The 12,538-nt window shown below is 68.7% G+C and carries 6 protein-coding genes; 3 read left to right on the forward strand and 3 right to left on the reverse strand.

Features of this window, described 5'->3' with window-relative positions; genetic code table 11:
- Positions 1–108: 108 nt before the first annotated feature.
- Both ACFYZR_RS31190 and ACFYZR_RS31195 read right to left on the reverse strand, forming a co-directional pair.
- A complete protein-coding gene (locus ACFYZR_RS31190) occupies positions 109–990 on the reverse strand; it encodes an IS5 family transposase (RefSeq protein ID WP_391916557.1) in 882 nt (293 codons plus the stop codon).
- A 104-nt stretch (positions 991–1,094) separates the two neighbouring features.
- On the reverse strand, positions 1,095–1,640 hold the full coding sequence (locus ACFYZR_RS31195; protein ID WP_391916559.1) for a Uma2 family endonuclease: 546 nt from the start codon (positions 1,638–1,640) through the stop codon (positions 1,095–1,097).
- Between the two features lie 1,859 nt (positions 1,641–3,499).
- Here ACFYZR_RS31195 and ACFYZR_RS31200 point away from each other — a divergent pair.
- The 3 genes from ACFYZR_RS31200 (at position 3,500) to ACFYZR_RS31210 (ending at position 8,284) form a co-directional block, all read left to right on the forward strand.
- Positions 3,500–3,934 (forward strand): hypothetical protein, encoded by a 435-nt coding sequence (locus ACFYZR_RS31200; protein ID WP_391916562.1) that lies wholly within the window; start codon positions 3,500–3,502, stop codon positions 3,932–3,934.
- A 2,635-nt stretch (positions 3,935–6,569) separates the two neighbouring features.
- Positions 6,570–7,889 (forward strand): MFS transporter, encoded by a 1,320-nt coding sequence (locus ACFYZR_RS31205; protein ID WP_391916564.1) that lies wholly within the window; start codon positions 6,570–6,572, stop codon positions 7,887–7,889.
- Entirely contained in the window at positions 7,886–8,284 is a 399-nt protein-coding gene (locus tag ACFYZR_RS31210; RefSeq protein ID WP_391916567.1) for a hypothetical protein, read from the forward strand. Before ACFYZR_RS31205 ends, ACFYZR_RS31210 begins: the two co-directional genes overlap by 4 nt.
- A 3,399-nt stretch (positions 8,285–11,683) precedes the next feature.
- Here the strand turns inward: ACFYZR_RS31210 and ACFYZR_RS31215 are convergent.
- Positions 11,684–12,532 (reverse strand): Scr1 family TA system antitoxin-like transcriptional regulator, encoded by an 849-nt coding sequence (locus ACFYZR_RS31215; protein WP_391916569.1) that lies wholly within the window; start codon positions 12,530–12,532, stop codon positions 11,684–11,686.
- Between the last annotated feature and the right edge of the window lie 6 nt (positions 12,533–12,538).

The raw sequence follows: 12,538 nt of genomic DNA on the forward strand, positions 1-12,538 counted from the left end.
GCCGACGCGGCGTCACTGCGCACTGGGCCGGGGGCAGCCCTTCAGCACTCGCGGTACCCGGCCAGTACAGCCGGGTACCGCGAGCGACCTTAGGACCTGTCTGCTGGATTACGTGGGGAGCCAGAGGCGGATGGCTGCGGCGGTCACGGTGCCGTGAAAGACGTACGCCCTCTTGTCGAAGCGCGTGGCGACGGCCCGAAAGATCTTCAGTCGGTTGATCAGCCGCTCGACTTCATTCCTGCGGGCATAGCGGGCCGGGTCGAATCCGGCGGGCCTGCCGCCGTTGCTGCCACGGCGCTGACGGTGGGCCTGCTGGTCGCGGCGTTCGGGAATGGTGTGCTTGATCTGCCGGCGCCGCAGGTAACGGCGGTTGCGGCGCGATGAATACGCTTTGTCGCCGCTCAGGTGGTCCGGCCGAGTGCGCGGGTGGCCGCCGGCCGGGCGGGGCACGCGAATGCGTTCCAGGACGGGAATCATCTGAGGGGCGTCACCCCATTGTCCGGGCGTGACCAGCGCAGCCAACGGCCGCAGTCCGCCCTCACCGGCCAGATGGATCTTCGTGGTCAGCCCGCCGCGTGAACGGCCGAGGGCTTCATCCGGGCGGTGCTGGGCGGGCCGGGTGCGCTTGCCGGGTTTCCGTGGCGCCTGCTTGCGGGCGCCGGCGGCGTGCTGGTGTGCACGGCACACGGTGGAGTCCACACCCACCATGGACCAGTCGATGTGGCCTTCCACGTCGGCATCGGCCTGGACGTCCCGCAGAATCTGCTCCCACGTGCCATCCGCCGACCAGCGACGATGCCGGTCATACACCGTCTGCCACTTCCCGAATCGAGTCGGTAGATCCCGCCACGGGATGCCCGTCCTCAGCCGGAACAAGATCCCGTTGATCACCTGCCGGTGATTCTTCCAGCGCCCGCCCCGACCAACGTTCGTCGGCAAGTGAGGCCCCAACCGAGCCCATTCCTCGTTCGACAAGTCGCCCCGCCCCACACCTACCGGAACGACCAGGAAGCTCGGGAGTCACACGACCCACCGGACACGCCCTAAGTCCTGTGGCCGGCTGTCTCGTCTGGTTTTGCTGGTGTCTGGTGGGGTTAGTAGGGGTGGAGTGTGCTGGTGTCGAGGGTGAAGGAGAGGGGGGCGGGGAGGTGGACGGGTTCTCCGAATTCTGCGTCTTCCCTCATGCGGTAGCGGTTGTTGGCGGGTTCGCTGAAGAGGGTGACGGTTTTCTGTCGTGCGTCGATGAGGAGGTAGAGGGGGATTCCCATCTGGGGGTAGTCGCGGAGTTTTCCGACCCAGTCGTTTTCCGGGTTGGAGGGTGAGACGATCTCGACGGCGATCAGGGCGAGTTCTGCCGGGACGCTGCTTTCGGTGGTGGTCATTGCGTCTTCGGGCAGGTAGGTGAGGTCCGGGTTGCGTACCTTCGCGGTCTGCGGTGAGGCCAGGTCGGTGTTCCCGGTGTCGATGTAGCCGGCCGGGACGTGTGCGTCGAACTGCTTCCGGATTCTGCTCAGGTTGAGCTGGTGGATGGCGGAGGGGGAGGCCTGCATGACGATGATGTCGCCGGATAGTTCCGTCTTGAACCCGTCGGGGAGGGCGCGGCGCGCTTCCTCTAGCAGCTTGAAATGCTCGGGGTTCATGGCAGGTGTTCCTCCTCGGCGGCAATCGGGTCTCGGTAGTGAAGTCTAGGGGGCAGGGGCGGCTGGAGGCGGGAATCCTCTGCTTCCTGAGGCCGGGTCCTCCGTCTCCTGACGGCCACGGCTGACTGCCCCCATGCCTGCGCGATTCTGGTCTGAAGTGATCTGTTTTCCGTTATGCCGGAGTCGGTGAAAGTACGTGAGGGCCGCTGGGGGAACCGGTATAGGTGCAGGTCACGGAGTCCGCTCCCCGCGAACGTGGGGATGGTCCCCATCCGACGCCCGGAAACGGCTGGCATTCCTGCTGTTCTCCGCGCGTGCGGGGATGACCCGTCGTCCAGCGACGCGACGGCACCGAGGAACGCTGTTCCCCGCGCACGCGGGGATGGCCCCGCGGAGACGGCGACGGCCATCCACAACAGGCCCTGCTCCCCGCTGCACGCGGGGATGGCCCCATCCGGCAGGTCATGCGCAACGCCCACGACGGCTGCTCCCCGCGCATGCGGGGATGACCCCTCCGCGAGGTGGATCACCTGGTCATTCAGGTTCTGCTCCCTGCACGTGTGGGGATAATCCCGAGGCGACGTACGAGACCCACCGTCCAGGGCCTTCTGTTCCTCGTACGCGTGGGGAACAACCCCTGCCCGACCGTTGGGGCATTGCCGTCCTTGTCCCTGCTCCCCGCGTGTGCGGGGATAGCCCCGAGGTCGTCGTCCTGGGCAAGGGAGAGGGCTGCTGCTCCCCGCGCACGCGGGGATGGTCCCGGCGACGCAGAACCACCGGTCTCGGTGGTGGGCTGCTTCCCGCACGCGCGGGGATGGTCCCGTTACTTCGGCGTCGAAGTCGAGTTGCTCGTTCTGCTCTCCGCGCACGCGGGATTGGCTCCACGGTCCGCCAGGTCCTGGAGATCCTGCTTGCCTGCTTCCTGCGTGTGCGGGGATGGACCCGGTCGTCCGGCCGGCCCGCGGGCCCCGTCCCGCTGATCCCTGCGCCCGCGGGGATGGACCCTCCGTTTCGACCGCCGTCGCATTGAGGTGCTCCTGCTCCCTGCGCCCGCGGGGATGGACCCGAGCCTGCCATCAACGCAGTGTCCACCGACCGCTGCTCCCCGCGCGTGCGGGGATGGACCCGTTTCTCTGAGCTGTACCAGGCGGGGGCGCGCCTGCTCCCCGCGTGCGCAGGGATGGACCCCGCGAACAGATGAACGGCTTCAGCGGCGACTTCTGCTCCCTGCACGTGCGGGGATGGACCCGCAGCGGCACCGTGAGCGTTGACGAGCAGCACCTGCGCCCCGCACGCGCGGGGATGATCCGAAGGTAGCCGCCCTGGCCCCGGGGTCCGCCGACTGCTCTCCGCGTACGTGGGGACGGTCCCGCCCCATGGCTGGGCACTCAAGTCCGCTTCGACTGTTCCCTGCGCTCGTGCGGGGATGGTCCCTTCTCGATCATGAGGCCGCGCAAGTCCACGTACTGCTCCCCGTGCGTGCGGGGATGGGCCCCTCTCCGCCCTCGCCGTCGTCCCCACGCCCGTCTGCTCTCCGCGCGTGCGGGGATGGCCCCGCGAGGGTGGCCGGAGTCTGGCGGGTGACCTCCTGTTCCCTGCGCTCGTGCGGGGATGGTCCCGGCGTGATCGTCCACCACATGGCATCGATCGGCTGGTCCCCGCGTACGCGGGGAGCGTGGGGAGGTCGATAATCTGTGCAGTCTTGCGGACGGCTGAGTGATTAAGGTGAGGCGGTGCAGAGGGTGGGTGTCTGGGCGGTTGTCAACGAGGCTGACCGAGCTCAGTGGGAGATGTTCCCTGGTGAGGGTGTTGGGCCGCTGCGGTTCGGGATGTCGCACGACGAAGCGGCTGAGGCAGTTGTGGACCTGCTGAAGCCCTTCGTCACCTCTGGCGGCTACGACAGTCCCGTGGTGAGTTCGGAGTTCACCCTCGTCGGCGAACCCGTCGGGCCGGCTGTCACGGCCTACTACGACGCCGGGCGCCTGGCCTGCGTGGCCGTCAGCGCACTTCGCGGTCCACAAGTCACCCTGGACGGGCTGCGGCTCGTTGGCCGAGTCCCGTCCGAGCTTGAGGATGCCTTCGCCGGGTACGCGTCCGCGAACGGTCACGACCTGCGGTACTCCCAGCACGCCGACCCGGGCTCCGAGACGCTCGGGGTCGTCCTGCGTGCCCAGCGCGCCGGAGATGTTGTCCTGAGCAGGCCGGTGCTGGTCGCCTCCGCCTGGGCCGAGCGCTGCTGTGATGTCACGGAGGGCCGCATCCCCACCGAGGAATGGCGGGACCGCGTCTGGTGACCGGGCTGCTACCTGCTTGGGGACCTGATACTGGGAAACGATCTACGGCCGGACGGGAAAGGATCTCCAGCCGGCTTCCTCGGCCCCTGATCAGGCCTATTCATGAACACTCGACCTCCGGCTGCTCCTCGCGCTTGCGGGGACGACCCCTTGCCGTGAGGGAGCGGGGCGGGTAGGACTGCTGTTCCCCGCGCGTGCGGGGATGGTCCCCTCCCGCACTGGACTGGCGCAGTCCGGCCGGTCTGCTTCCCGCGCACGCGGGTATGGCCCCATGGAACTACGGTTCCTCGCCGCCGACTCCGGCTGCTGCCCGTGCGTGCGGGGATGGACCCCATCCTGACCACGTCGTCCGGTGAGCCGATGGCTGCTCCTCGCGCGCGGGGATGGTCCCAAGGAGATCGAGGGGCTCAAGAACGACGCTAACTGCTCCCCGCGCACGCGGGGATGGACCCTCCGTGGCCGCGTGGAACCGGCGCTGCTTGGGCTGCTCCCCGCGCGTGCGGGGATGGTCTCCCCCCATGAAGGTGACCGCGCCCGCGGCCATAGCCTGTTCCCCGCACGCGCGGGATGGCCCTACGCTCTGATTGGCGAGCGTGATCGCGCAGAGCTGCTCCTCGCGTGCGCGGGGATGGACCCGACACCGTGACGGTTCGCATCCCGGCCCAGCTCTGCTCCCCGCGCATGCAGGGATGACCCCGGGACCTGGCGGCCCTACGTCTGCTCCCCGCGCGTGCGAGGATGGCCCTATCTATCCCCGAGGCGTTCAGGTCACCGATGTCTGCTCCCCGCGCACGCGGGGATGGTCCCTCCAATGCGGCAGTGCGCAGCGCCTCGTCGTCCTGCTCCCCGCGCACGCGGGGATGAACCCGGGCAAGGAGTCCAAGCAGCTGCATAAGCTCTCTGCTCTCCGCGCACGTGGGCATGGACCCGCCCCTCACGACCCTGGTAAGGCATAGAAGGCTGCTCCCCGCACATGCGGGGATGACCCCAGCCACAACCCCAGGTTCCTGTTCAAGCTCGACTGCTCCCCGCGCATGCGGGGATGGACCGCGTGTCAGCCCGCAGTGTTTCCCGTCGAGCAGCTGTTCCCCGCGTATGTGGGGATGGACCCCCAAGCCCAGGCAGCGGGGCTGTGCGGTAACCCTGTTCCCCGCGCGTGTGGGGATGGTCCCGCACCACGCGCACCACCCTGATCGAAACGAAGCCGTGCGCGCGGGTAATGGGTCCACCCCAGCTCAGGCGCCACGTGCTCGATTCCCTGCTTCGTGTGCGTGCGGGGATGGTCCCGTGGCTTTCCTGGGCATGGCCGGAGTGGGCAACTGTTCCCCGCGTACGCGGGGATGGCCCCCCCGTACAGGAAGGCAAGTGCATTGCCTATTGCCTGCTCTCCGCGCACGCGGGGATTGACCTGCTGGAACAGGGCAAGGTCGCGCCCGCCAAGTCTGCTCCCCGTGCCCGTGGGTGCGCTCCTGAGGACCAGTGGGAGGTGTGGGTGATCGGTGGCTGTTCCCCGTGCACGCGGGGATGACCCCAAGACCGTCCGCCAGTGGGAGGCGGACGCGTGCTGCTCCCCGTGCGTGCGGGGATGGACCCGAGGCGGCCGACGGGTCCACAAACGTCCTCTCCTGCTCCCCGCACGCGTGGGGATGGTCCCAGGCCGATCCACACCGCGTAGAGCACGACCCCCTGCTCCCCGCGTACGCGGGGATGGACCCAAGTTCCGGCGCTTCCGCCGGGCGCAGGCGACCTGCTCCTCGCGCTCGCGGGGATGGCCCCTCGATCTTGCTCGGCATCGACAACGACACTCCTGCTTCCCGCGCACGCGGGGATGGACCTGAGGCATGACGGTGCCGACACCGCAGCTGTCCCTGCTTCCCGCACGTGCGGGGATGGTCCCTCGGCGAGCTTGAACTCGCTGAAGGCCTTGTCCTGTTCCCCGCGTACGCGGGGATGGTCCCTGGTCGAGTGGACTCAAGTCCTCGCCGGACGGCTGCTCCCCGTGCACGCGGAGATGGCCCCAATGACGGTGACAACTCCGGGGCCATGTGGTTCTGCTCCCTGCTATGCGCGGGGATTCCTGCTCCGGTTGGAGCTGAAGCGTCCGGTCCGGGGCTTGTTCCCCGAGCGTGGGGATGACTCCGAGGCCGCCGGCACTGACATGGGCGGCCGTGGCTGTTCCCCGTCCCTGCGGGGATGGACCCTCCTCGAGCCGCTCACCACAGGCACCCACGTCCTGCTCCCCGCGCGGGCGGGGATGGACCCCTTGTGGTCCTCCTCGCCTCTCCGATACGAAGGCTTGCTCCCCGCTCGTGTGGGGATGGTCCCCAGGACGTGTCCACGCTCAACGCCGCCGCCCGCTGCTCCCCGTACCCGTGGGGGCGGCGAACGTCACTCGGACATCGAACTGCTGCGCAAATCAATGGCCCTGCACGACGTCAACGAGCAGAGTATGCCTGGTACGTCCGCATGTGCGAGGACCTCCCCGTGGTCACCTCAGGCTTCGGTATGGGCGTCGAGAGGTTCCTCAGGTGAGCCCTGTCCCGCGACGGCATCCGGGACATCGCGCTCATGTCCCGGCTCAACGAGCACCCCGCTTTCCGGCGCGGTCACCCGCCTCTAGCAGAAAGTCATCAGCGTGGAGACGAAGAACGCCGACGACACCGCCGGCACCAGCACGCGCAGAAAGCGGGGGGTCCTGGGCCAGCAGGACTTCAGGCTTCTGTGGATCGGCGAGACCTCACGCGGCATCGGTAACAGCGTCACCACGGTGGCCGTCCCTCTCGTCGCCGTCGTCACCCTTAACACCAGCGCCACCGCCGTGGGCCTGCTCAGCGCCGCGGTCTGGCTGCCGTGGCTGCTGGTCGGCCTGCCCGCTGGAGCCTGGGTGGACCGGATGCGGCGCCGCCCTTTGCTCATCGCGTGCGCCGTCGTCTCCGCCGTCCTCTACGCCACCGTCCCCATAGCGGCCTGGCTCGACGCGCTCACCTTCAGCCACCTCCTCGCTGTCGTGCTGATCTGCGGCATCGCAGCCGTCTTCGTCCGCACCGCCGTGCACAGCTACCTGCCGACCGTGCTCACCGAGGCCGACCTCCAAGAGGGCAACGCCCGCATCAGCGCCAGCGAATCCGCCACCGACGTGGTCGGCAAAGGTCTGGCCGGCCTGATCAGCCAGGCCTTCGGAGCCGCCGCCGGCCTCTTCCTCGACGCCCTCACCTTCGTCTTGTCCGCACTCTGCCTCACAGGCATCAAGGCCAGAGAGGCGAAGCCGGAACAGCCCGACCAACCCATCCCCCTGGGCCGGCAGATCGCTGAAGGCCTGCGCTTCGTATTCAGCGACCGCTACCTGCGCCCCATCGTCACCTACGGCGCGCTGGTCAACTTCGCACTCCTGGGATACCAGGCCGTGCAGGTCGTCTTCCTGGTACGCACCGTCGGCGCCGGCACCGCGAGCGTCGGCGTGCTCCTCACCGCCGGCAGCATCGGCGGCATCGTCGGAGCCTCCGTCGCCCCCGCCGTCGGGCGGCGCTTCGGCACCGCCCGCGGCATGCTCGCCACCCAACTGCTCACCGGGCCCTTCGCCCTGCTCCTTCCCCTCACAACATCAGGCGCAGGCCTGGCGTTCTTCGCCCTCGGCACCTTCGTCCTCGGCTTCGGCATCGTCACCTGCAATGTCGTCCTGGCCTCCTTCCGCCAGACCTACTGCCCACCGCGCATCCTCGGCCGTGTCGTTGCCACCACGATGGTCCTCAACCACAGCACCATCCCGCTCGGCGCACTGATCGGCGGCTTCCTCGGCGACGCCCTCGGCCCCCGGCCCGCCATGTGGATCATGAACGCCGTTCTCGCCCCCTGCGGGCTCGTCCTCGCCCTCGGCCCCATGCGCTCCCAGCGAGACCTGCCCGCCATGCCACGGCCCGAGCCCGACCCTGACACCCAAGAGAAGGAACCCGCGTGATCACCGGAGAAGCGACCTCACCGGTCCGCTACTACGAGGACCTCGGCTGCTGGGTCGTCTGGGGCCCGGACCAGATACAGGCTGCCCTCCAGGAAGCGCGCCTGTCGTCCGAGACCCTGGACGCTATCAACCTCAGCTACCTTCCCGCGGACATGCACAGGGAGTGCGCCCACCCCACCGAGCCCATGCGCCGCTGGTTCGTTCTTCTCGACGGCAAGAAGCGTACCGAGGCCCGGCGTGCCATCCAGCCGATGTTCTCCCCTTGGCGCATCCGCCAGCTCTCCATAACAAGCAAGGACGGAAATATTCTGTATGTCCGAGTCGGTGAAAGTACTCAAAAACAGCGTCGGCCAGCTGTAAAAGTGCAGGTCATGCAGTCTGCTCCCCGCGTGTGAGGGGATGTTCCCCCGACGAGCCCGGCCTGAACGCCGTTCGTTGACTGCTCCCCGCACGCGCGGGGATGACCCCCTGGGCCCCACCATCACCAAATGGGCCGTCGGCTGCTCCCCGCGCACGGCGGGGATGCCCCCGCCACCAAAAGCGCTGACGGGGCCGCGCGCACCTGCTCCCCGCGCGTGTGTGGATGACTCCCGGGCTGACCGCGCAGACCCTGCGACGGATCACTGCTCCCCGCGCATGCGGGGATGGCCCCAGTCGAAGTCGTCCAGCGCGTAGCCCTGGCTCTGCTCGCTGTTCCTTGCGTCGGCGGGGATGACCCCAAGGACGTCGCTGGGTCCATCAAGTTCATCCAGTGCTTCTGGTGTGTGGGGATGGCTCCGAGTGCCAACGGTCTGGGGTACCAAGCTCCCTGCACACGCGGGGATGGCCCTGGGCCGGCACCTCCCCCGGGGCGTGGTCAGGCCTGTTCCCCGCGCACGTGGGGATGACCCGACACCATCGAGGCCACCATCCGCCGGACGCTCCTGCTCCTCGCGCACGTGGGGATGGACCCGCCGTGCTCCGAGAGGACCGACACGGGGCCCGCTGCTCCCCGCGCACGCGAGGATGGCCCCTCCGCTTCCGCCGCTGCGGCAACGCCCCGGCCTGTTCCCTGCACAGGCGGGGATGGTTCCTCGGGCAGGACCCGCATACTGTCGGCGATTACCTGTTCCCCGTGCACGCGGGGATGACCCCCGCATCCCCTGCGTACTGCCCACCAGCCACAACTGCTCCCCGCGCACGCGGGGATGAACCCGCATGAGCATGGACTGGCAGCGATTCGCAGAGGCTGCTCCCCGTGCGCGCGGGGATGGGCCCACCCCAGCTCAGGCGCCACGTGCTCGATTTCCTGCTTCGCGTGCGTGCGGGGGATGGTTTTGCCTGAAGGGGTTCTTGCCCGGGTCCGCCGTCCCTGTTCCCCGCGCACGCGGGGATGACCCTCCGCCCAGCCGGTCACGGCGCTTCTGGTTCAACTGCTCCCCGCGCACGCGGGGGATGACCCCGAGGCCCAGTAACGGCCGGGCGGGAGCGTGACCTGTTCCCCGCGTGCGCGGGGATGACCCCGCCGCGCACGCATACAGGCCCCCGGACTGCTTCCTGCTCCCCGTGCACGCGGGGATGGTCTCGAACTGGTGGGTGGGGTGGGTGTCGCGGGTGTCGGCTGTTGTTTTCCCGGGCATTGGTCGGCATGTGGCTGTGCCTGTGATGCTGAGTCTGCTGTGCTGCCTGTCGGCTATTCGTGACAAGCAAGGGGGCGGAAATATTCTGTATGTCTGAGTCGGTGGAAGTGCTCAAAAACGGCTTCGCCCGGCTGTAAAGGTGCAGGTCGCGGAGTCCGTTCCCCACGCACGCGGGGATGACCCCGCAGCAGCCTGAAGTACGACACCAGGCTCGCCCTGTTCCCCGCGTACGCGGGGATGACCCCACGTACGGACCGGCCGCCGGATCCGCCGGTGTCTGTTCCCCGCGCGTGCGGGGATGGTTGCGTACCGGACTGCGCGCCGCGCAGGAGTCCGTGCTGCTCTCCGCATGTGGGGATGGTCCCAAAGGGATCGGGGAGCTCAAGAACGACGCTGACTGCTCCCCGCGCACGCGGGGATGATCCCCCACCGTGATGGTCATCGACGGGCATACCGGCCTGCTCCCCGTGCGTGCGGGGATGGTCCCTACAAGCTGATCCGCAACGAGGACGGCGACGTCTGCTTCCTGTGCGCGGGGATGGACTCCTTGTCCGTGAGGGGGCCTGCGCCCTGTGCCGCCGATGACTGCTCCTCGCGCGTGCGGGGATGGCCTGGTCACGTACAAGAGTGAGGAGATGGCGGGGTACTGCTCCCCGCGTACGCGGGGATGACCTCCCGGCGAGGGCAGGCGCGGGTCCAGCTCGATGCCCTGCTCCCCGCGCACGCGGGGATGGACCCACCTCCCGGTACACCGCCACCGTGCCCGGCACCTGCTCCCCGCGCATGCGGGGATGACCCACGTGTAAGCACGGCCAAGGGCAGCAAGGGCAACTGCTCCCCGCGCATGCGGGGATGACCCTCCGCACGGGCGGGGAGCAGGGCAGATCGGCGGCTGCTCCCCGCGCACGCGGGGATGAACCCCAGGGCAAGCACAAGACCCTCTATGGCGACGACTGCTCCCCGCGCACGCGGGGATGAACCCGCGCCGGGCACATCGAGGGGCGGAAGTTCCTGCTTGCTCCCCGTGCACACGGGGATGGTCCTGGCCTAACCCGCACGCAGACGGCCGCTCTGGACTGCTCCCCGCACGCGTAGGGATGGTTCCTTCATGTGCCGGGTGTCAGCGGAACAGCACGTCGTGCTCCCCGCGCGTGTGGGGACGGCCCCCCCGCCGGACGACAGTCAGCCCAGCCGCGGCGGCTGTTCCCCGTGTGTTCCGGGGATGGCTCCGCCAGCAGCGGGCAGATGGCCCGGGCAGCGCTCTGTTCCTCGCGTGTGCGGGGATGGACCCAAGCGCATCGAGCGCCCCACCTCGGCCTCCTCCTGCTCCCCGCGCGCGCGGGGATGGACCCGCACTGCTGTCCCTCGGGACGGCGGGGTGTCTTCTGTTCCCCGTGCACGCTGGGATGAACCCGCCTGCCCGGTTGCCTCCCCGATCTCCTCGGGCTGCTCCCCGCGTACGCGGGGATGACCCCAGGTGCAGTGCGGTGTGGTGCGGACGGGCCAGCGGCACGGTGCTGTTTCCTGCGTATGCGGGGATGCCCCCCCAACTGCCCAATCGCTTGCAGCAATGGGCAGACAGTTCTCCGCGCGTGCGGGATGAACCGGCGTTCGGCGATGCCGAATTGGCGTTCAGTCGCTGCTTCCCGCGCGTGCGGGGATGGTCCTGCGGCCAAAGCACGAGCGGAAGCCCGAATGTCTGCTCCTCGCGTACGCGGGTATGGTCCCCACGCGCATGGTCTGACCCGGGGTCAGCTCTACTGCTCCCCGCACGCGGGGATGGACCCGACTCCCTGGCCCGCGCGCACAGCGGCCTAGCCTGCTCCCCGCGCGTGCGGGGATGGACCCCACCGAGGGGAGACCCTTGTGCCCGCACACCACTGCTCCCCGCGTACGCGGGGATGTACCTGTCGCGCCGTGCTCGGCCGCGCGCCATAGCCCCTGTTCTCCGCGTGTGCGGGGGTGGTTCCCTCTGCCCATGCCCGGCCTGGGCTGGCTCATCCTGCTCCCTGGGCGTGCGGGGATGGGTCTGGCTGTCCGGTGGGCTGGTCGGTCGTGCTGCTGTCTGTGTGCGGCTGCCTGTCTCGCCATCTCTTTACGTGGTCCGGATGAACCACCGCGCCGGGAAGGGCGAGGTTTGAGCTCCTGGCTGGTTGCGTGTGATTGTGGAGCAGTTCATCTGAGGTCCGCGATGGCTGCTGTGATCAGTTTGCGGGCTTTGGGGCCGTGTACTGCCATGCCGGCCAGCGCGGCGAAGGTCCCGGCGTACGTGGCTATCTCGCTGGGCTGTGTGATGGTGAGGTAGCCGGATACCAGCTCGACGTTGACCTGGGTGTTGTCGTAGATCCAGAAGTTCTCCACCGGCAGTTGGCGGCGCTGCTGTGCTACGGGGATCACGCCCAGGCCGACGTTCGGCAGGCGGCTGACGCTGAGCAAGTGTTCCAGCTGTGCCTCTTGCGCTTCCTGGGAGCTGAGTGTGTTCCTGAGCACCGGCTCCTCGATCAGGAATGCGAACAGGCGTTGTCCTTCGTGCAGGACGCTTTGGCGTTCCATTCGTGCGGCTGCGGCGTCGGCCACGTCGTCGACCGGTACCCGCTGTTGCTGGATTGTCCGGAGCACGTCCTCGGTGTACTGGTGGGTCTGGAGGAGGCCGGGGAGTGCCCAGGAGCAGTACGACCGGAACCGGCGCGTGCGTTGATACAGCGGGAGCCGTTCCACCTGGGACCGTCGCAGCCCGGCACGCTCGAGCCGGCGCCATGTCAGCCACATGCCCTCGACGGCCCGCAGGGAGGCGATCAGGTCTTCTGCCTGATCCTCGGCGTCGCATGCCCGGCACCAGGCGCGGATGTCATCGGCGCTGGGCTGGGTCTTGGCGCTGGAGATCCGGGAGACCTTGGACGGGTGCCAGCCACACAGTGCGGCGAGGCTCTTACCGTCCAGCCCGGCGTCCTTGACCAACTCGCGAAGGCGGTCGGCAAGGACTTGCCGGGCTTGCTGGACGCTTGATGATCCTGATACAGGCATGGCGCG

Source organism: Streptomyces sp. NPDC001678, from assembly GCF_042892945.1.
Taxonomy (GTDB): domain Bacteria; phylum Actinomycetota; class Actinomycetes; order Streptomycetales; family Streptomycetaceae; genus Streptomyces.